Annotated in this window: 19 protein-coding genes; 3 read left to right on the top strand and 16 right to left on the bottom strand. The window is 58.9% G+C overall.

Translation table 11 applies throughout. The features are described from left to right. Nucleotides 1-173: 173 nt before the first annotated feature. The 4 genes from BLR20_RS00970 to sdhC are packed head-to-tail and all read right to left on the bottom strand — an operon-like array spanning nucleotide 174 to nucleotide 3,403. Nucleotides 174-878, bottom strand: a complete 705-nt coding sequence (locus BLR20_RS00970) for a succinate dehydrogenase iron-sulfur subunit (RefSeq protein WP_003343563.1) — start codon at nucleotides 876-878, stop codon at nucleotides 174-176. Nucleotides 879-890: 12 nt separating this feature from the next. Further along, nucleotides 891-2,663, bottom strand: coding sequence for a succinate dehydrogenase flavoprotein subunit (gene sdhA / locus BLR20_RS00965; RefSeq protein ID WP_003419913.1), 1,773 nt, complete (start codon nucleotides 2,661-2,663; stop codon nucleotides 891-893). 3 nt (nucleotides 2,664-2,666) lie between these two features. Next, the gene (sdhD, locus tag BLR20_RS00960) at nucleotides 2,667-3,035 is read right to left on the bottom strand and encodes a succinate dehydrogenase, hydrophobic membrane anchor protein (RefSeq protein ID WP_003316551.1); all 369 of its coding nucleotides are present in this window, start codon (nucleotides 3,033-3,035) and stop codon (nucleotides 2,667-2,669) included. After that, the gene (gene sdhC, locus BLR20_RS00955; RefSeq protein ID WP_003423585.1) at nucleotides 3,029-3,403 is read right to left on the bottom strand and encodes a succinate dehydrogenase, cytochrome b556 subunit; all 375 of its coding nucleotides are present in this window, start codon (nucleotides 3,401-3,403) and stop codon (nucleotides 3,029-3,031) included. Before sdhC ends, sdhD begins: the two co-directional genes overlap by 7 nt. Before the next feature lie 361 nt (nucleotides 3,404-3,764). Between sdhC and gltA the strand changes: the two genes are divergently transcribed. After that, nucleotides 3,765-5,054: a citrate synthase gene (gene gltA / locus BLR20_RS00950; RefSeq protein ID WP_054993959.1), complete on the top strand. Its 1,290-nt coding sequence runs from the start codon at nucleotides 3,765-3,767 to the stop codon at nucleotides 5,052-5,054. Between the two features lie 64 nt (nucleotides 5,055-5,118). Here gltA and BLR20_RS00945 read toward each other — a convergent pair whose 3' ends face one another. The 9 genes from BLR20_RS00945 to BLR20_RS00905 all read right to left on the bottom strand — a co-directional run bounded on the left by BLR20_RS00945 (nucleotide 5,119) and on the right by BLR20_RS00905 (nucleotide 12,351). Beyond that, nucleotides 5,119-5,730 carry an START domain-containing protein gene (locus BLR20_RS00945; protein WP_054993960.1) on the bottom strand — a complete coding sequence of 204 codons (612 nt, stop codon included), beginning with the start codon at nucleotides 5,728-5,730 and terminating at the stop codon, nucleotides 5,119-5,121. Nucleotides 5,731-5,786: 56 nt separating this feature from the next. Next, nucleotides 5,787-6,044, bottom strand: coding sequence for a YkgJ family cysteine cluster protein (locus BLR20_RS00940; protein ID WP_054993961.1), 258 nt, complete (start codon nucleotides 6,042-6,044; stop codon nucleotides 5,787-5,789). A 94-nt stretch (nucleotides 6,045-6,138) separates the two neighbouring features. Then, nucleotides 6,139-6,780 (bottom strand): translation initiation factor 2, encoded by a 642-nt coding sequence (locus tag BLR20_RS00935; protein ID WP_074594281.1) that lies wholly within the window; start codon nucleotides 6,778-6,780, stop codon nucleotides 6,139-6,141. Between the two features lie 114 nt (nucleotides 6,781-6,894). Beyond that, nucleotides 6,895-8,334: an aminotransferase-like domain-containing protein gene (locus BLR20_RS00930; protein WP_010432961.1), complete on the bottom strand. Its 1,440-nt coding sequence runs from the start codon at nucleotides 8,332-8,334 to the stop codon at nucleotides 6,895-6,897. 217 nt (nucleotides 8,335-8,551) lie between these two features. Further along, nucleotides 8,552-9,367 (bottom strand): OmpA family protein, encoded by an 816-nt coding sequence (locus tag BLR20_RS00925; RefSeq protein WP_010432964.1) that lies wholly within the window; start codon nucleotides 9,365-9,367, stop codon nucleotides 8,552-8,554. Beyond that, nucleotides 9,364-9,717: a DUF4398 domain-containing protein gene (locus tag BLR20_RS00920; RefSeq protein WP_010432967.1), complete on the bottom strand. Its 354-nt coding sequence runs from the start codon at nucleotides 9,715-9,717 to the stop codon at nucleotides 9,364-9,366. The genes BLR20_RS00925 and BLR20_RS00920 overlap by 4 nt, the downstream gene beginning before the upstream one ends. A gap of 10 nt (nucleotides 9,718-9,727) precedes the next feature. Continuing rightward, nucleotides 9,728-10,555: a substrate-binding periplasmic protein gene (locus BLR20_RS00915; RefSeq protein ID WP_054993963.1), complete on the bottom strand. Its 828-nt coding sequence runs from the start codon at nucleotides 10,553-10,555 to the stop codon at nucleotides 9,728-9,730. A gap of 116 nt (nucleotides 10,556-10,671) precedes the next feature. After that, the gene (locus BLR20_RS00910) at nucleotides 10,672-11,601 is read right to left on the bottom strand and encodes an electron transfer flavoprotein subunit alpha/FixB family protein (RefSeq protein ID WP_003366683.1); all 930 of its coding nucleotides are present in this window, start codon (nucleotides 11,599-11,601) and stop codon (nucleotides 10,672-10,674) included. Continuing rightward, nucleotides 11,602-12,351: an electron transfer flavoprotein subunit beta/FixA family protein gene (locus BLR20_RS00905; RefSeq protein WP_003394537.1), complete on the bottom strand. Its 750-nt coding sequence runs from the start codon at nucleotides 12,349-12,351 to the stop codon at nucleotides 11,602-11,604. It lies immediately after the preceding gene. Between the two features lie 519 nt (nucleotides 12,352-12,870). On the opposite strand from BLR20_RS00905, the gene BLR20_RS00900 reads away from it, so the two are divergent. Then, nucleotides 12,871-14,526, top strand: coding sequence for an electron transfer flavoprotein-ubiquinone oxidoreductase (locus tag BLR20_RS00900; protein WP_054993964.1), 1,656 nt, complete (start codon nucleotides 12,871-12,873; stop codon nucleotides 14,524-14,526). A gap of 50 nt (nucleotides 14,527-14,576) precedes the next feature. Here the strand turns inward: BLR20_RS00900 and BLR20_RS00895 are convergent, their stop codons facing one another. Beyond that, nucleotides 14,577-15,482, bottom strand: a complete 906-nt coding sequence (locus tag BLR20_RS00895) for an AraC family transcriptional regulator (RefSeq protein WP_054993965.1) — start codon at nucleotides 15,480-15,482, stop codon at nucleotides 14,577-14,579. A gap of 179 nt (nucleotides 15,483-15,661) precedes the next feature. On the opposite strand from BLR20_RS00895, the gene BLR20_RS00890 reads away from it, so the two are divergent. Then, nucleotides 15,662-16,714 carry an NAD(P)-dependent alcohol dehydrogenase gene (locus BLR20_RS00890; RefSeq protein ID WP_010432991.1) on the top strand — a complete coding sequence of 351 codons (1,053 nt, stop codon included), beginning with the start codon at nucleotides 15,662-15,664 and terminating at the stop codon, nucleotides 16,712-16,714. 11 nt (nucleotides 16,715-16,725) lie between these two features. Here the strand turns inward: BLR20_RS00890 and BLR20_RS00885 are convergent, their stop codons facing one another. Both BLR20_RS00885 and BLR20_RS00880 read right to left on the bottom strand, forming a co-directional pair. After that, nucleotides 16,726-17,535 carry an IclR family transcriptional regulator gene (locus BLR20_RS00885; protein ID WP_032613528.1) on the bottom strand — a complete coding sequence of 270 codons (810 nt, stop codon included), beginning with the start codon at nucleotides 17,533-17,535 and terminating at the stop codon, nucleotides 16,726-16,728. A gap of 79 nt (nucleotides 17,536-17,614) precedes the next feature. Next, complete coding sequence (locus BLR20_RS00880; RefSeq protein ID WP_054993966.1) at nucleotides 17,615-18,925, bottom strand: MFS transporter; 1,311 nt, start codon at nucleotides 18,923-18,925, stop codon at nucleotides 17,615-17,617. Nucleotides 18,926-19,146: the final 221 nt, after the last annotated feature.

The raw sequence follows: 19,146 nt of genomic DNA, 5'->3' as shown, positions 1-19,146 counted from the left end.
ACCAGGGATCACGCAGATAGTCCGGGTACCAGCCCGGATGCCCCTGCTGGTCTCATTTCTTCAAAATAAGAGCCGCAGCCTTGCGAGCTACTGCTCAGGTTAAAACTACGGCGCCGGTTGAAGCCTGCGCCGTAGCCACTTCAGTGTAACGGTGTAACAGATAAAGCGATGAATCAGACGCCGTTCTGCAACAACATGTTGCGCACGTGACCGATAGCCTTGGTTGGGTTAAGGCCCTTCGGACAGACGTTGACGCAGTTCATGATGCCGCGGCAGCGGAATACGCTGAACGGATCATCAAGCGAAGCCAGACGCTCACTGGTGCGAGTATCACGGCTGTCAGCCAGGAAACGGTAGGCTTGCAGCAGTGCAGCAGGACCCAGGAACTTGTCGGGGTTCCACCAGAAGGACGGGCAGGAAGTCGAGCAGCAAGCGCACAGGATGCACTCGTACAGACCATCGAGTTTTTCGCGCTCTTCCGGCGTTTGCAGACGTTCGATGGCCGGAGCCGGCGTGTCGTTCTGCAGGAATGGCTTCACCTTCTCGTACTGCTTGTAGAAGATGCTCATATCGACGACCAAGTCACGGATAACCGGCAGACCAGGCAGCGGACGTACGATCAGCTTGTTCTTGGCAACGACAGCCGACAGCGGCGTGATGCAGGCCAGGCCGTTCTTGCCGTTGATGTTCATGCCGTCGGAGCCGCACACGCCTTCACGGCACGAGCGACGATAAGAGAACCCTTGATCCTGTTCTTTGACCAGGGCGAGCACGTCCAGCACCATCAGGTCCTTGCCACCGGTATCGACCTGAAACTCCTGCATGAACGGCGCGGCGTCCTGCTCAGGGTTGTAACGATAAACACTGACTTGCAACATATCGGCCACCCCTTAATAAGTCCGAATCTTGGGTTCAAAAGTCGGAACAGTCTTCGGCGAGAAGTTAACGGCACGCTTGGTCACGCGCTTGTCACCCGGGAAATACAGGGTGTGGCACAACCAGTTCTCGTCGTCGCGATCTTCAAAGTCTTCGCGAGCGTGAGCGCCGCGGGACTCTTTACGATGCTCTGCGGCAATCGCCGTGGCTTCGGCAACTTCCAGCAGGTTTTGCAGTTCAAGCGCTTCGATACGGGCGGTGTTGAACGCCTGGCTCTTGTCGTTGATCTTGACGTTGGCGATGCGCACGCGCAGATCAGCCAGCTGGGCGATACCCTTCTGCATGTATTCGCCAGTACGGAATACACCGAAGTAGTTCTGCATGCAGCTCTGCAGCTCTTTACGCAGGGATGCAACGTCTTCACCGGTGGTACGCTCGTTCAGGCCGGCAAGGCGTGCGAGAGCAGCATCGATGTCGGACTCGGAAGCGCGCGCATAATCGACGCCTTCACGCAGAGCCTGCTCCAGGTGGATACCTGCAGCGCGACCGAACACCACCAGATCGAGCAGCGAGTTGCCGCCCAGACGGTTGGCGCCGTGAACCGATACGCAAGCCACTTCACCTACCGCGAACAGACCTGGAATGATCTGATCGACACCAGCCGCATCCTGAGTGATTGCCTGACCATGAATGTTGGTGGCAACGCCGCCCATCATGTAGTGGCAGGTCGGCACGACAGGAATCGGTGCGGTCGCAGGGTCGACGTGAGCGAAGGTCTTGGACAGCTCCATGATGCCTGGAAGACGGCTGTGCAGCACTTCTTCACCAAGGTGATCGAGCTTGAGCATCACATGATCGCCATCGGGACCACAGCCGTTACCGGCAATGATTTCCTTGACCATGGAACGCGCCACAACGTCACGACCGGCAAGGTCCTTGGCGTTCGGAGCATAACGCTCCATGAAACGCTCGCCGTGCTTGTTGATCAGGTAACCGCCTTCACCGCGGCAACCTTCAGTGACCAGTACACCTGCGCCGGCAATGCCGGTCGGGTGGAACTGCCACATTTCGATGTCCTGAACCGGAACACCGGCACGCAGCGCCATGCCGATACCGTCACCGGTATTGATCAGGGCATTGGTTGTCGACGAGTAGATACGGCCTGCACCGCCGGTTGCCAGCACGGTTGCATTGGCACGGATGTACGAGGTTTCGCCTGTCTCGATGCAGATCGCGATGATGCCGACAAAGGCGCCATCGTTGTTCTTCACCAGATCCACCGCATAGTATTCGTTGAGGAATACAGTGCCGGCCTTCAGGTTGGCCTGATACAGGGTGTGCAGCAGTGCGTGACCGGTACGGTCGGCGGCAGCGCAGGTACGGGCAGCCTGCCCGCCCTTGCCGAAGTCCTTGGACTGGCCGCCGAACGGACGCTGGTAGATGCGGCCCTGCTCGGTACGGGAGAACGGCAGGCCCATGTGCTCGAGCTCGAAGACTGCTTCCGGACCTACGGAACACATGTATTCGATAGCGTCCTGGTCACCGATGTAGTCGGAACCCTTGACGGTATCGTACATGTGCCAGCGCCAGTCATCGTTCGGATCGGCGGAAGCGATTGCACAGGTGATGCCACCCTGGGCAGATACGGTGTGCGAGCGGGTCGGGAAGACCTTGGTGACCACGGCAGTCTTGTGACCACCCTGAGCGAGCTGCAGTGCAGCGCGCATGCCGGCACCGCCACCACCAATGATGATGGCGTCGAAAGAAAGCGCATTAATGTTAGCCATGGATCAGATACCCCAAAGAATCTGCACGCCCCAGACGAAGTAGGCGAACATCAGAACGCCGCATACCGCCTGGAACAGGAAACGTACTGCAGTTGCGGACTTGCCCAGCGCCATCGGCGTCAGGTAGTCGGTCGCGATGGTCCACATGCCGACCCAGGCGTGAGCGCCAAGGGCAACGAGGGCCAGGAGACTGAAGATACGCATTCCGTTGTGAGCGAACAGACCATGCCATTGGGCGTAGCTCAGACCCGGGTGAAAGACCATGTAACCGATCAGGAAGATGAAATAAGCCGCGAGCACGACTGCGGAAACACGCTGAGCCATCCAGTCATAGAGGCCCGAACGCGACAGGTTGGTGACGTTGGTTACCATATCCATACTCCCGCCAGAAGAATCAGAATCACGGAGACCGCGATAACGATTTTGGAGCCCAGCTTGCCGCCTTCAAGCGTCTCGCCTACCCCCGAGTCCATGATGAGGTGACGAATACCGGCCACCAGGTGGTACAGCAGGGCAGACAGAAGTCCCCAGATGATCAGCTTGGCCAGCGGACTGGTCATATACGCCTTGACTTCACCAAACCCCTCTTCGGAAGCCAGCGACTTGTCCATTGCATACAGCATGATTGCAATACCGACAAAGAGGATGACACCGGAGATGCGGTGAAGGATGGACGTGTAAGCGGTGACTGGGAGCTTGATGGTCCTTAGGTCTAGATTTACAGGTCGTTGGCTATTCACGGCTTTTTTTCACACTGAAGAGCCCCTAACAATCAGGGCAAGTTGTTGGGAAGTGCACTGGTCAGGTACCCACCACCCAGGAAGTGACGACCCCCTTGAAACAGGCCAAAAGCCTCTGGCGGTCGGACGCCGAGTATAGACAGTTAGGTCACTAATGACAACGCGCAGACTTACCGCCAATAGCGGATTGCGTTGCCGCGACAAAAGGCGTAAACGGCAGTAAACCGTCTGCAAAATCCACGGCCGAGCCCTTGCGGAACACGACTTTAGGCAAATTGACTTTAGAATTTATCTCACTATAGTGATGCGGGCCCTGCGTGGGGGGCCTGTCTGATGATTTGAAGCATAAATAGGAGGCCACATGGCTGACAAAAAAGCGCAGTTGATCATCGAGGGCGCTGCCCCCGTCGAGCTGCCAATTCTGACCGGTACAGTGGGTCCGGACGTGATCGACGTACGCGGCCTGACCGCCACCGGCCGCTTCACATTTGACCCTGGCTTCATGTCCACGGCCTCTTGCGATTCGAAGATCACCTACATCGATGGTGACAATGGCATTCTGCTACACCGCGGCTACCCGATCGAACAACTGGCCGAGCAGTCCGACTACCTGGAAACCTGCTACCTGCTGCTCAACGGTGAACTGCCCACCGCCGAGCAGAAAGCCCAGTTCGTGGCCGTGGTCAAGAACCACACGATGGTTCACGAACAGCTCAAGACCTTTTTCAACGGTTTCCGCCGTGACGCCCACCCGATGGCCGTCATGTGTGGTGTAGTCGGCGCCCTGTCAGCGTTCTACCACGACTCTCTGGACATCAATAACCCGCAGCACCGCGAGATTTCCGCGATCCGCCTGGTTGCCAAGATGCCGACCCTGGCAGCGATGGTCTACAAGTACTCCATGGGCCAGCCCATGATGTATCCGCGCAATGACCTCAGCTACGCGGAAAACTTCCTGCACATGATGTTCAACACACCGTGCGAGATCAAACCGATCAGCCCGGTGCTGGCCAAGGCGATGGACAAGATTTTCATCCTCCACGCCGATCACGAGCAGAACGCTTCGACCTCCACCGTGCGCATGGCGGGTTCTTCGGGCGCCAACCCGTTCGCCTGTATCGCCGCCGGTATCGCAGCGCTCTGGGGCCCTGCCCACGGCGGCGCCAACGAAGCGGTACTGGCCATGCTCGATGAAATCGGCGATGTGTCGAACATCGACAAGTTCATTGCCAAGGCCAAGGACAAGAACGATCCGTTCAAGCTCATGGGCTTCGGTCACCGCGTGTACAAGAACCGTGACCCGCGCGCCACCGTAATGAAGCAGACCTGCGACGAAGTACTGAAAGAGCTGGGCATCACCAACGATCCTCAACTCGAACTGGCCATGCGCCTCGAAGAGATCGCCCTGACCGATCCGTACTTCATCGAGCGCTCGCTGTACCCGAACGTCGACTTCTATTCGGGCATCATCCTCAAGGCCATCGGCATTCCGACCAGCATGTTCACCGTGATCTTCGCCCTGGCGCGGACCGTCGGCTGGATCTCGCACTGGAAGGAAATGCTCTCCAGCCCTTACAAGATCGGTCGCCCTCGCCAGCTGTACACCGGCAACGTGCAACGCGACATCGTCGCCCTGCAAGACCGCAAGTAAGCGCCACGCGCAAAAAAAGGGCTGCCATTGGCAGCCCTTTTTTGTGCCCGCTACCCGGTGCAAATCATGGGGTTTGCGCGGCACGCTCCCTGAGGGCCTTCAGGGTATTGAACGGCGCATCGACAACGAACTTGTTGGCCAGCATCGACGGCACACTGCCACCCGGCTCGGTGTGAACCTGATAGGTCACTTCAGTCTGGTTCGGCCCCTTCGGCACCATTTTCCAGAAGCCCTTGACCTCGGTCACGCGCACATACCCCTTCTCCTCCGGAATATACGAAGGCTGCTCTTCGAGGTTGCGGGTAACACTCCCGTCAGCGCCTTCCTGAGTGGTGATCAGCAACACGGAATCGCGAGGCGTCACCGGCCAGGGAGTGTTGAACTGGCTGTAGGTCCAGGTCTTGTTGCCTTCGTGCTTGAGCACTTTCTGCAACTTGCACTCGTGAATCCAGGCGCAGGCCCCCGCGACATCCTCCTGGAGCGCACGCAACTTGCTCACGCTGGCATTGATCAGCGCAATGCCCTGATAAGCCTTGTAATCGGACCCGGGAACGTCGCTCAACGAAACCTTGATGCCGTCCTGATTCTTGGCCTCTTTCCACACTTCAGCCTGCGCCGTTCCGGCAAGCAATACAGTGAAACCACAAGCAACAACCGTGCGATACAGCGGACCCATTGTTTTATTCCTTGTTTTGAAGTTCCGAAGAAGCATTTGTGCTCAACAACACTTTTTCAGGCCACCGCAGTGGCTTTTTCCCACCAACCGATCAGGCGAATGGCATCCGCCTGATCGGCACCGCAGACATCCTCTGCCGCCCTGAACTGACTGCACACCGCGGGGCGTTCAGCCCTGCCGAACAAGGCGCACAGAAACTCCACCGAAAGGTGCAGACAACGTTCGCCTGCAGGCTTTCCGTCGGGCATACCGGGTATGGGAGACGTGATGGAAGGCGCTATGCAGCACGCGCCACAACCGGAACGGCAGTCCATGACCAGACACCCTTACTTGAAAATTGGAAAAGAGGAAGGATATTAACCGTCAAAACGTCTGTTTGAAAACGCCGTATCGGACGACAGGCAGGACTTACTGCTTGAATTTGAAGTCCAGCGCAGCGCCTTCTACATCGCGACGGTTATCGTTGCGCATTTGCAACTGCATTTCGTTGGTCAGCAATCGCCCCTCGAGCTCGAACGGGCCGGGGTTGGCGGAATCGCCCTTGTCGCTGAACATCTGCGGCAATATCGGCTTGCGCTTACTGGTAATCACCTTGGCAGGCGGGTCGAGTTCCTTGACCAGCTCGGGAGGCAGGCTCAGGTCCAGCTTGGGCGCTTTGATTCGCACATCCTTGACGCTGGCCGTTTTGGCATCCTTGGCGTTCTTGCGCTTGCTTGCAGGCGCCTTGGCTGCCGCGACCTTGGAGGAAGATTTTTCGGAGGCCGCCGACTTGGCGCTTTGTGGCGCTGCAGGTTCCGATTTTTCCTTTCCGACCACCACAGGCACGACCGGCACGCCCGGCATCAGTTGATGCATGGTGTCCGGGGCCTTGATTTGTCTGGCATCGGTGGCAGCTGTATCCGCAGGTTCCTCAGTCTTCAGATGCACCTCGGGCGATACCGGCGCGGTGATGACCGCTTCGGTCTTGGGTTTGGGCACAGGGGTATCCGGAGCGTCACAACCACTCAGAAGTACGACGACAAGCAATCCGAGACAGCGAAAAACATTCATAGGCAAAAAGTCAGGCAAGACAGTGGCAAAAAGCCGGAAAGAAACACATGCTGTCCTTTTGAGGCCAACCTGACAAGGCAAGAGTTCCGAAGAATTGACAAATATCTTTGCCAATCAATAAGCCTGAACAGCCTCCTGACATAACTGCTTGGCCAGAATCCCCAATGTCATCAATGCACGCTCGGCTTCCTTGTTCCACTTCATGCCGCAATTCAAACGGATACAGTGGTTGAACTGCTCGGTATTACTGAAAATCAGCCCCGGGGCAATACTGATGCCCTGCTCAAGCGCACGGACGTGCAACTCCTGGGTATTGACCCGCCCCGGCAGACTGACCCAGAGGATAAAGCCCCCTGCGGGACGACTCATCTGCGTGCCTTCGGGAAAGAACTGCTGCACCGCCAGCTGATAGGCACTGAGGTTTTTGCGATATTCAAGACGAATGAAGCGCAGGTGCCGATCATAGCCGCCGTTTTCGAGGTACGCCGCGACGGCCATTTGCGTGACGCTGCACGCCGAGTGAGTACTGAAAGTCTGCAGGCGCTGAATTTCCGCCTGGTATTTGCCGGCTATCATCCAGCCGATGCGCACACCCGGCGATAAGGTCTTGGAGAAGCTCGAGCAGTAAATCACCCTCCCCAGTCGGTCGAAGGCCTTGAGCGCCTTGGTCCGCCCTACTTCGAACATCAACTCGCCGTAGACGTCGTCTTCAACCACCTGGATATCGAAATCCGAGGCTAGCCGCAGCAGGTTTTTCTGCCGCTCCTCCGGCATGGTGCCGCCCAGTGGATTACTCAGTCGCGAGGTCAGCACCAAGGCCTTGATGGACCATTGATTGGCTGCCAGCTGCAAGGCTTCAAGACTGATGCCGGTGGCCGGGTCACTGGGGATTTCGATGACCTTCAAACCCAGCAGGTCGGCAAGTTGCAGCAAACCATAATAGGCTGGCGACTCGGCGGCAATCAGATCGCCGGGCCGGGTCAGCACCCGCAGGGCCATTTGCAGAGCATCCACGCAGCCGTGAGTGATCACCACTTCCGACGGATCGACCACCACGCCGGCGTCGCGCATGCGGATGGCAACCTGCCTGCGCAAGGGTTCGAAGCCGGGGCTGAACATGTAACTGAAGGCCCGCGGGCTGTGAAAGCGCGTGACCTTGGCCAACTGCTGATGCAGCGCGCGCACCGGCAGGTAATCCACGTGAGGCACCGCGGCCCCGAGGGCGAACACGCCTTCGCGGCGGGACTCTTCGAGCACCTGCTGGATAATGCTGCTGCGTGTGACCAGGCCGGGGCGTTCGACACGTGCGATATCCGGGGTCGAAGCCGTCAGAGCGGGCGTTTGATGCACGTAGTAGCCGGACTGAGGACGTGCCCGGATCAGCCCCTGGTCTTCAAGGTTCGCGTAGGCCTGCAATACGGTTGCATGGCTGACGTTGAGCTGCGAACTCATTTTTCGAACGGACGGCACACGCTCGCCGGGCTGATACACACCACGACGGATGTCTTCGGCCAACTGCTGAGCGATACGCTGGTAGAGCAAGAGATTGGTCATGACACAGCCTCGAAAAGACCGGCGATTTATTATTTTTGAAAATACAGATGCGTAATAACCGGCACAGATCGGAAGTGTACGGGAACAGTTTGAAATCAGGCCAGCATTGATGGTCGCTGAGTGAAAATAAACGCGGGCAGAAACGCCATAATGAGTGCGATTAAAGACAAAAAAGCCCGAGGCCGTTTCCGGCGTCGGGCTTTTTATCGCTTTTTTATCAGCGAGCTGCGCCCAGCTGACCTTTTTCGTCCGAGAAAACGATTTCGACCCGCCTGTTTTGCGCACGACCCCGCTCGGAGGTATTGGCATTCACAGGAAACTCCTGGCCGTAGCCTTCGACATGGATACGTTTTTCATCGACACCCAGGTCCATCAGCACATCGGCGACGGCCTGTGCCCGATCTTTCGAGAGCTTCAGGTTCTCCTGACGATCGCCCGTGCTGTCGGTATAACCTTCGATCCGGACCACTCGACGCGGGTTGATCTGCAGAAACTGCACAACCTTGAGAATGGTGCGGCTGGCCGAGTTTTTCAGCTCGGCATGTCCGGCGTCGAACAGCACATCGCCCAGGGTCATGACCAGACCGCGGTCGGTTTCGGTGGTGGCCAGGCTGAGGATCTGATCCTCCAGCCAACGGCCCTGCTGCTGAGCGCTGGCCAGCTTGGCCTCACGCAGTGCCAGCTGCATACGCTGACGCTCCATGTCCATTTTCGCCAGACGCTCCTGACTCAGCATCAGGTTGCTGTGCTCGCGCGCGATTTCGCTATAGCGACTGCTGAGGTAAGCGTAATGAGCGACATCGGCACCGCTCCCCAGGTAACTGGACAGACGCTCGGCGCGGGCCAGCGACTCACCCGCGCGAATGACATCTTTGGGCGCACTGCGCAGCACATCGGTATCTTCCTTGACCTTCTGGAAGTCGGCACTGGCCTGCTGCAAGGCCTGGCCGCTGTCCTTGTGACCGGCACAACCGTAAAGGCCAGCCGCCCCCAGCAACAGACACACACTCAGGACACGAGGAATACGGTTCATTGCGCCTCTCCCAGCTGCTTGCGCAAGCGATTGAGGCGGGTATTCAATTGATTGACCTGCTCCTGGCTCTTGAGGGTCAGCACTCGCGCTTCGGCCAGGCGCGCATCAAGCTCGGCCTGCTCGGCTTTCATGCGTGCATCCTTGTAAGCGTGGCTTGCCATGGAGGCGCGTGCTTCGGCAAATCCTGCCTGAGCGACTTCCATCTCGGGTTGATCGTCACCCGCGCCGACCGCCTTGGCCTGCTCCAGCGCCTGCTCGGTCAGTTTGAACTGCTCGGTTGGTACCGGATCACTGGCACAACCGGCCAGCGTGGCGATTGCCATGACGGCAATTGAAAAACGAATACTCACAAAAACTTCCCTACTTGTTGGGTGCGCTGGCGCCGGCAGGTTGCAGCAGTTGGGCTTTCCACAACTCCAGGTTATGCCTGATGACATCACCCGCAAGGCCAGAGGCGGCCGATTCTGTCATCTTTTTCGCCAGCTGTCCGCGCAACCATGGTTCATTGCAAGCCGAGTTGAACGACAAGGCCAGATAAAAACCCGGCGTATCGACCGGTAGAGGCTGCGCTGTAAGGTCTTTGGAAAGACCCAGCGTCTGCACCATGACCATACCGGCATAACGCCCGGCAAGCACATAATCCACCTCACCCAGGGCGAGCTTCTGGAACGCGGGTGTAAGTGCGGGCAGGCGCTCAAGGGTCAGATTCTGTCTGGTCAGCGCATCAAAGGAAGGCGTCAGACGGGTCTTTTCCGAGATGGCGCCGGGATGGCCCTGCAGCTCACTGACGGCATTGAACGGCACGCTGTGATCGTGACGCGTCCAGACCATGATGTCGTTCTGCACGATCGGCGGATGAATGTAATCCAGCGCTTCGAGTTGTGCAGCATTCAACGGCGCATCAGCCAGCAGGTCCATGCGTCCCGTACGCACCTCTTCGAGTGCCTGATTGCGTTTGCCGCCATACAGAAACTCGACCTTGATACCCAGTTCGCCTGCTGCCTGAGTCAGCAGATCGGCATTGGCGCCCATCAGGTGACGCGGGTCCTGGGGATCACGCCACAGATAAGGCGGCGCGTCCGGGCTGCCGGTCACGATCAGACGCTCGCACTTGCCTGCGGCGGATGCCAGCGACGGCAGCGCGATCAGCCCGAAGAGAAGCGAAGAGAGCAGCCGGGAATGCACCATGAAAAGTCCTTTCGATACCCAATAAAAAACCCGTTCGATCCGGGCAGGCGCACCATAAACCGCTGGTGTGCGAACCCCGAATGGAACGGGTTCTCTTTATAGTGGAAGCGCGTGGCTTAAACCAGCTTCTCCAGCTCGGGGATGGCTTCGAATAAGTCAGCAACCAGACCGTAATCGGCGACCTGGAAGATCGGCGCCTCTTCATCCTTGTTGATCGCCACGATCACCTTGGAATCCTTCATACCGGCCAGATGCTGAATCGCACCGGAAATACCGACCGCGATGTACAGCTGAGGAGCGACGATCTTGCCGGTCTGACCGACCTGCATGTCGTTGGGTACGAAACCGGCATCGACCGCAGCACGGGAAGCGCCCACTGCCGCACCGAGCTTATCGGCCAGCGTGTACAGGTGCCTGAAGTTGTCGCCGTTCTGCATGCCGCGACCACCGGAAACGACGATCTTCGCTGCTGTCAGCTCCGGACGATCGGATTTGGCCAGCTCTTCACCGACGAAGCTGGACTTGCCAGCATCGTGGGCAGCCGATACCGCTTCAACAGCGGCCGAGCCACCCTCTGCAGCGACCGGGTCGAAGCCGGTGGCGCGTACGGTGATGACCTTGACCGCAGCAGTCGACTGCACGGTGGCGATGGCGTTACCGGCGTAGATCGGACGAGTGAAAGTGTCGGCGGAAACCACCGAAACGATCTCGGAGATCTGGTCGACATCCAGCTGCGCAGCAACGCGCGGCAGGATGTTCTTGCCATTGGAGGTTGCAGCAGCCAGAACATGGCTATGGCCCGCAGCCAGCTCCACGACCAGGGGTGCGATGTTTTCAGGCAGTTGGTGCGCGTAGGCTTCGTGGTCGGCCACCAGCACTTTCGTCACACCGGCAATCTTGGCGGCGGCGTCGGCAACGGCGCTCACGCCGGAACCGGCCACCAGCAAATGAATGTCACCGCCAATCTTCTGGGCAGCAGCAAGGGTGTTGAGCGTAGCCGGGGCTACGGTCGCATTGTCGTGTTCAGCGATAACCAGGATCGTCATTTAGATTACCTTCGCTTCGTTTTTCAGTTTCTCGACCAGTTCAGCCACAGACTTGACCTTGATGCCGGCGCTGCGCGCAGCCGGTGCTTCAACCTTGAGAGTCTTGTTGGTCGAGGCCGTGGAAACGCCCAGTGCATCCGGAGTCAGCACTTCAAGCGGCTTCTTCTTGGCCTTCATGATGTTGGGCAGCGAAGCGTAGCGTGGCTCGTTCAGACGCAGGTCCGTGGTCACAATGGCTGGCAGGCTCAGGGAAACGGTCTGCAGGCCGCCATCGATTTCACGGGTCACGGCAACCTTGTCACCGGTCACTTCAACCTTGGATGCGAACGTACCCTGCGGGTAGCCGCTCAACGCAGCCAGCATCTGGCCGGTCTGGTTGTTATCACTGTCGATGGCCTGCTTGCCAAGGATCACCAGCTGCGGCTGCTCCTTGTCGACCACGGCCTTGAGCAGCTTGGCAACAGCCAGAGAAGTCAGCTCCTCGGCGGACTCGACCAGCACGGCACGGTCGGCACCCAGTGCCAGGGCGGTACGCAGTTGTTCCTGAGCGGTGGTCGGACCGATGGTGACGACGACGATCTCGGTGGCTACACCCTTCTCTTTAAGACGAACCGCCTCTTCAACGGCGATTTCGCAGAACGGGTTCATGGACATTTTGACGTTGGCAAGATCGACGCCGGAGTTGTCCGCCTTGACGCGAACCTTGACGTTGTAGTCGACCACTCGTTTGACAGCTACAAGAACCTTCATGGATTCCTCACTCTCCGGTGAAAAGAAGTCGCCCGGCGGCACCAGGCGATCGATATGTGTCCTCAACAAGCAATCGCTATGCGTGCAGGCCATTCGGACGGCTTTAAAAAGCCATATAAAAGCCGGGAGTCACCCGTCAAGCAGCGGCTGGGTGTGTAAAATGCGCCGTGCGACGTTGACCTGTTGCCTGCAGCGCGTCTGCCTGATGCCTTTTGAGAGATTGCCCGCAATCCGGAAACCTCGTTTCAGCCTACGGCAAACGCAAAACCGCCCGTATATTGACCGCAACGCCTTTTCCGGTCAATACGCCAAATCGGCCAGTTCCGAGTCTGGTGTCTTTGATTTATCTGGCCTGCGGCCGATTCAAACAAACGTTTGTATTGGACCCGCGCAGTGGTGTAGATATAATGCGAACCATTAAAAGACGAGGCGGTTCAATACCTCCATGCGTCGGCCTGCAGCGACCAAAAAAGCAGTGCCCATAAAAACACCGTGAGCCTTGAGAGTAGGAGATAGCCTGTGGAACGCGAATACATGGAATTCGACGTCGTTATCGTCGGAGCCGGCCCGTCCGGGCTTTCTGCCGCTTGCCGCCTTAAACAGAAGGCCGCTGAAGCTGGCCAGGAAATCAGCGTCTGCGTGGTGGAAAAAGGCTCCGAAGTCGGTGCACACATCCTCTCCGGCGCCGTATTCGAGCCCCGCGCGCTGAATGAACTGTTCCCCAACTGGCAGGAACTGGGCGCTCCGCTCAACACGCCGGTCAAGCGCGACGACATCTATGTGCTGCGCGACGCCGAAAAAGCCCGGAAAATACCGGACTTTTTCGTCCCCAAGACCATGCACAACCATGGCAACTACATCATATCCCTGGGCAACCTCTGCCGCTGGCTGGCGCAGCAGGCTGAAAACCTCGGTGTCGAAATCTATCCGGGCTTTGCCGCCCAGGAAGCGCTGTTCGATGAAAACGGCGTGGTACGCGGCATCGTCACCGGCGACCTGGGTGTCGACCGCGAAGGCAATCCGAAGGAAGGCTTGTACACCCCCGGCATGGAACTGCGCGCCAAGTACACACTGTTCGCCGAAGGCTGCCGTGGTCACATCGGCAAGCAGCTGCTCAAGCGCTTTAACCTCGACGACGAAGCCGACGTGCAGCATTACGCAATCGGCCTCAAGGAAATCTGGGAAGTCGACCCGGCAAAACATGAACAGGGGCTGGTGGTGCACACCGCCGGCTGGCCGCTGGACGATGCCAATCCGGGCGGCTCGTTCCTGTACCACCTGGAGAACAATCAGGTGGTGGTCGGCCTGATCGTCGACCTGTCCTACAGCAACCCGTACCTGTCGCCGTTCGACGAATTCCAGCGCTACAAGCATCACCCGGTCGTCAGGCAATACCTGGAAGGCGGCAAGCGCATCAGCTACGGCGCCCGTGCGATTACCAAGGGCGGCTTGAACTCCATGCCGAAAATGGTCTTCCCCGGCGGCGCGCTGATCGGCTGCGATCTGGGCACGCTGAACTTCGCCAAGATCAAGGGCAGCCACACGGCCATGAAGTCCGGCATGCTGGCTGCCGATTCGGTGGCCGACGCGCTGCTGGCAGGCAAGGAAGGCGGCGACGTGCTGACCTCCTACGTGGATGCCTTCAAGGCCAGCTGGCTGCATGAAGAGCTGTTCGCCAGCCGCAACTTTGGCGTGGCGATCCACAAATACGGCGCGATCAAGGGCGGCGCATTCAACTTCATCGATCAGAATATCTTCGGTGGCAAGCTGCCGTTCACGCTGCACGACACCAAGCCGGACTACGCCTGCCTCAAGCTGGCAGCCGACTCGAAGAAGATCGGTTACCCGAAACCCGACGGCAAGCTTAGCTTCGACAAGCTCAGTTCGGTGTTCCTCTCCAGCACCAACCATGAAGAGGAACAACCCTGCCACCTGAAGCTGACCGATCCGAGCATCCCGATCAGCAAGAACCTGCCGCTGTACGACGAACCGGCCCAGCGCTACTGCCCGGCCGGCGTGTATGAAGTCATCACCAAGGAAGACGGCGAGAAACGCTTCCAGATCAACGCGCAGAACTGCGTGCACTGCAAGACCTGCGATATCAAGGACCCTTCGCAGAACATCACCTGGGTGGCACCGGAGGGCGCTGGCGGCCCGACATACCCGAATATGTAACGGTCGCAACAAGCTTCAACAGAAAAAGCCCCTTTCGGGGCTTTTTTTATTCAGGCAGGAACACGCAGGTTGCTGCTCTCCTCCCCCGGACTGCGCTCGAAATAGCGTTTGTATTCACGACTGAACTGCGACGCGCTTTGGTAGCCGACCTTCAACGCGACCTGCGCCACGCCCAGGCCCTCGGCCACCAGCAATTGCTGAGCCTTGAGCAGGCGCAGGCGCTTGAGGTACTGCACCGGCGACAACAGCGTGCTGCGCTTGAAATGCTCATGAAAGGTCGACGTGCTCATGTTCGCGCAACTGGCCAGCGTGTCGACGTTCAACGCGTGGTCATAATGCTCATGCAGGTAGGTCACAGCCGAAGCAATTCGTGCGAACTGCCCCTGCTGTTCGACCAGCGCACGCAACACCCCCGACTGCGGTCCGCGCAGCGCGGTGTACAGCACCTCGCGAATCCGTGCCTGGCCCATCGCCTGACACTCCAGCGGATCGTGCAGACAACGCAGCAGACGCTCGACACTGTCGCGCATGGTGTTGTCGATGCGCACCGAGGTCATGGACTCCGGCGTCTGCACCTGACTCTCGTGCCCGGTGACCGGGCCCATCGCCTGCACCAACTCGCCCAGCAACACGCGGTCAATGGCCACCGAAACGCCGTAAAGCGGCTTTTCCGGCGTGGCGAATGTTTCGCACTTGAACGGCACCGAGAGCGCCTGGATCAGGTAATGCCCGGTGCCGTATTCGAACGTACGCGGCCCCAGGCATGCGACCTTGCTGCCCTGTACGACGATCATCAGGCTCGGCTCGTAGATCTGCGGGCTGCTGGCGACATAACCAAACGCCGAAAGCACGCGGACGTCCGGCAACGGCGTAGCGACAAACCCCGGGCGCACCGCCAGCGGCTGGATCAGGGAAACAAGGGTGGCATTGCCATCCGGCACAACAGGTAAGGTCATGGGCACAGCCTGGCAGAGAAACAGACAGCCGTATCATCGCAGATTTGCGCCTCAGCGCCGACCCTGAAATTTCGGGTCGGAGGAATAGGCATGAAACACGGAGGATTCACCATAGCCGCGAAGGGCCCGTATCAGGACAATGGTTCGCCTCTCTTCCGTCACACCTTGCGAGGTCAAACATGTACACAGCTATCGGTTACGCCGCACAGTCAGCTACCGCTCCCCTCGCCCCGATGACCTTCGAACGTCGCGCTCTGCGTGCCGACGACGTTGCCATCGAAATCCTTTATTGCGGCGTCTGCCACTCCGATATCCACCAGGCACGCAACGAATGGGGCATCGCCGTCTACCCGCTGATGCCGGGCCACGAAATTGTCGGTCGTGTAACTGCCACAGGCAGCAGTGCAACCCAATACAAGGTCGGTGACATGGTCGGTGTCGGCTGCATGGTCGATTCGTGCCGCGAATGCTCGGCCTGCAAGTCGGACCTCGAGCAGTACTGCCTGGAAGGCCCGACCATGACTTACGCCACGCCAGACCGCGTGGACGGCAGCAACACCATGGGCGGTTACTCGAACAGCATCGTGGTCGCCGAGCACTTCGTCGTGCGCGTCCCGGAAAAACTCGACCCGGCAGCCGCTGCGCCAATTCTCTGTGCAGGCATCACCACCTATTCGCCGCTCAAGCATTACGGCGTCAAGGCTGGCGACAAGGTCGGCATTCTGGGCATGGGCGGTCTGGGCCACATGGGTATCAAGTTCGCCAAGGCGATGGGCGCTGAAGTCACCCTGTTCACCCGCTCCGCCGCCAAGGCTCAGGAAGCACATCGTCAAGGCGCCGATCATGTGATCGTATCCACCGACGCTGAACAGATGAAGGCTGCTGCAGGGCACTTCGACTTCCTGCTCGACACCATTCCGGTGCAGCACGACCTGAACCCCTACCTGGAAACCCTGCGTTTCGACGGCGCCCACATTCTGGTCGGCCTGATCGAGCCGATCGAGCCGCCAGTTCATGCAGCCAATCTGGTGATGAGCCGTCGCGTGCTGGCCGGTTCGTTGATCGGCGGTATCGCGGAAACTCAGGAGGTACTGGATTTCTGTGCCGAGAACGACATCACCTGCGACATCGAAATGCTCGATATCCGCAACATCAACGAAGCCTACGAGCGCATGCTGGCCGGTGACGTGAAGTACCGCTTCGTGATCGACATGGCCACGCTGAAGGCCTGATCGACGCCCGATCAGCCGCCGAGATCGGCCGAGAGTTCCGCTGCGATGGTTTTGATCAGCGGAACCAGCTCGGTCATCTTCTCCAGCGGCATATAGGGCACAGTACTGGCGACACTGATGCCGGCAACGATCTGTTTGCTGGCATCACGTACCGGCGCTGCGACACAACGGATCGACGGTTCGTTGTCCTCCAGATCGAACGCATACCCTCCCTCTACGTACTCTTCCCTCCGGGCCTTCAACTGCTCCCAGGTTTGCTGCTCATGAGCAGGCCATAGCGGATTTCTGCCTGTGCTCGGCATGCTGATTTCATACAGCCGCTGCCACTCCGACTGAGCACTGTCCAGCAACAGCGCCTTGCCGATACCGGTGCGCACCAGCGGCATCCGATGCCCGACCCGCGAACGCATTTCTGGGCCATTGCGACCGGGATTCTTGTGCAGATAGAGCACATCGTCCCCTTCCCTTACAGCCAGATGCACGGTATCGCCGGTCAGCTCCGACAAGCGATCCAGATACGGCCGGGCGAGCATCGCCAGGGGCACCTCTTCACGCGCCTGAAACCCCAGCTCGATCAATTTCGGCCCAAGCAGATAACCCACTTGAGGAACGACCCGCAGATAACGCTCCTCGACCAGGCAACTGGCCAGACGGTGCGTGGTACTGCGCGTGGTGCCGATCAGCCGGGCGATCTCCTTGAGGTCCCGTGCGCCACCGGCAACCGCCTGCACCACCCCCAGCCCGCGCAGCAAGGTCTGAGTCCCGGTGGGTACGGAATCCTTGCCGGTAATCTTTTCAGGGGTGATCGAATCGTTGTGCATGAGAAGCCTTGCTCGGATCAAAAGGGTTCGGATCGAAAACCGGCGGCATTATCGCCGCCAGCGTCCAGATGCGTCGACATCAGAGCTCGATACGCTCCACTTTCCCTACCAGCAGGATGTACGACAGCGCACCCAGCAGTGCCAGGACCGAAATGTAGGTGATGGCCGGCGCGAACGAGTCTCCCGACGCCAGGAAGCCGATCACGATCGGGGTGGCGATGGCGGAGAGGTTGCCGATGAAGTTGAACGTGCCGCCGGTCAGGCCCAGCAGGCGCGCCGGTGCCAGGGTCGAGACCAGCGACCAGGTGATCGACGCCAGGCCGTTGCCGAAGAACGCCAGCGCCAGAAAGGTGATCACCAGCGGCGTCGAGTCGACAAAGTTGGCACCGATGATCGAGGTCGAGATCAGCAGCCCGGCAATGATCGGCAACTTGCGCGCAAAACCTACACTATGCCCGCGGCGGATCAGCCAGTCGGAGAAGAAGCCCGAGCACAGCACGCCGACAAATGCGGCGAGGAACGGCAATGACGCCAGCAGGCCGGACTTGATGAAGTCCATCCCCCGGTACTTCACCAGATAGGTCGGGAACCAGGTCAGGAAAAACCACAGCGTGGAGTTCAGACAGAACTGCCCCAGGTAGATGCCCCACAACTTGCGTTTGCTCAACACAATGCCCAGGTCCAGCCAGCTGAACGCCTGCTTCTGTTTTTCGACGTCCTTCTGGATGTCCACCAGCCCGCCGCCCTTCTGAATCAGCTCGATTTCCTGCTGATTGACGCCTTTGAAATCACGTGGCTCGCGATACACCGTGTACCAGATCAGCGCCCACAACACGCCGACCCCACCGGTGGCGACAAATACCATGTGCCAGCCGTAGTGCGCCTGCAACCAGGCCAGCACCGGGGTCAGGAACGCCAGACCGACGAACTGCCCGGAGGTATAGACGCCGATGGCAGTAGCCCGCTCACGCTCGGGAAACCAGGTGGTGACCACACGACTGTTGATCGGATAGGCAGGCGCTTCTAGCGCACCGACTGCCATGCGCAGTACGAACAGGGCGATGAAGCTGGCGGCGAAGCCGAGCATGATGGTCGCGATGGACCACAGCAGCAGGGCCGCGGTATAGAGAATGCGCGGCGGCACGCGGTCTACCAGCCAGCCCCCGGGCAGTTGCATGGCGGCATAGGTCCAGCCGAACGCGGAAAAGATCAGCCCGACATGCATCGGATCAAGGCCCAGTTCGGAGGTCAGCGCCGGCGCGGCAATCGACAGGTTGCTGCGGTCCAGATAGTTGATCACCACCGTGATGAACAGCAGCGCCATGATGAAGAAACGTTTGCGGGACGGCGTCACCAGGGATGCCGCACCCTCCAGAGTTCGAGTGCGCATGGAATGTAGCCTCTTGTTGGATTTATTGAGGTCTGTGTTTCGATATAACCGAGCTGAAGGCACGCCGATTCTCGTTCCCACGCAGAGCGCTCATCGTTATACGCAAGTGCGCTTTTGATTCTGGCCGAAGGCCGTAGGAGCGAACTTGTTCGCGAAGACAATTGTTCATACGAAACATTTTCAGAGAACAGGTAAGCCTGTTCGCGAACAAGTTCGCTCCT

The organism is Pseudomonas congelans (genome assembly GCF_900103225.1).
GTDB classification, from domain to species: Bacteria; Pseudomonadota; Gammaproteobacteria; order Pseudomonadales; family Pseudomonadaceae; genus Aquipseudomonas; species Aquipseudomonas congelans.
The sequence above is the reverse complement of the archived record's forward strand: the minus strand, read 5'-3'. Positions and strand labels throughout refer to the sequence as shown.

Excerpts from the sequence above, each read along its gene's own strand:
- BLR20_RS00970 (WP_003343563.1), bottom strand. The coding sequence starts at position 878 with ATGTTGCAAGTCAGTGTTTATCGTTACAACCCTGAGCAGGACGCCGCG.
- sdhA (WP_003419913.1), bottom strand. The coding sequence starts at position 2,663 with ATGGCTAACATTAATGCGCTTTCTTTCGACGCCATCATCATTGGTGGT.
- sdhD (WP_003316551.1), bottom strand. The coding sequence starts at position 3,035 with ATGGTAACCAACGTCACCAACCTGTCGCGTTCGGGCCTCTATGACTGG.
- gltA (WP_054993959.1), top strand. The coding sequence starts at position 3,765 with ATGGCTGACAAAAAAGCGCAGTTGATCATCGAGGGCGCTGCCCCCGTC.
- BLR20_RS00945 (WP_054993960.1), bottom strand. The coding sequence starts at position 5,730 with ATGGGTCCGCTGTATCGCACGGTTGTTGCTTGTGGTTTCACTGTATTG.
- BLR20_RS00940 (WP_054993961.1), bottom strand. The coding sequence starts at position 6,044 with ATGGACTGCCGTTCCGGTTGTGGCGCGTGCTGCATAGCGCCTTCCATC.
- BLR20_RS00935 (WP_074594281.1), bottom strand. The coding sequence starts at position 6,780 with ATGAATGTTTTTCGCTGTCTCGGATTGCTTGTCGTCGTACTTCTGAGT.
- BLR20_RS00930 (WP_010432961.1), bottom strand. The coding sequence starts at position 8,334 with ATGACCAATCTCTTGCTCTACCAGCGTATCGCTCAGCAGTTGGCCGAA.
- BLR20_RS00925 (WP_010432964.1), bottom strand. The coding sequence starts at position 9,367 with ATGAACCGTATTCCTCGTGTCCTGAGTGTGTGTCTGTTGCTGGGGGCG.
- BLR20_RS00915 (WP_054993963.1), bottom strand. The coding sequence starts at position 10,555 with ATGGTGCATTCCCGGCTGCTCTCTTCGCTTCTCTTCGGGCTGATCGCG.
- BLR20_RS00910 (WP_003366683.1), bottom strand. The coding sequence starts at position 11,601 with ATGACGATCCTGGTTATCGCTGAACACGACAATGCGACCGTAGCCCCG.
- BLR20_RS00905 (WP_003394537.1), bottom strand. The coding sequence starts at position 12,351 with ATGAAGGTTCTTGTAGCTGTCAAACGAGTGGTCGACTACAACGTCAAG.
- BLR20_RS00895 (WP_054993965.1), bottom strand. The coding sequence starts at position 15,482 with ATGACCTTACCTGTTGTGCCGGATGGCAATGCCACCCTTGTTTCCCTG.
- BLR20_RS00890 (WP_010432991.1), top strand. The coding sequence starts at position 15,662 with ATGTACACAGCTATCGGTTACGCCGCACAGTCAGCTACCGCTCCCCTC.
- BLR20_RS00885 (WP_032613528.1), bottom strand. The coding sequence starts at position 17,535 with ATGCACAACGATTCGATCACCCCTGAAAAGATTACCGGCAAGGATTCC.
- BLR20_RS00880 (WP_054993966.1), bottom strand. The coding sequence starts at position 18,925 with ATGCGCACTCGAACTCTGGAGGGTGCGGCATCCCTGGTGACGCCGTCC.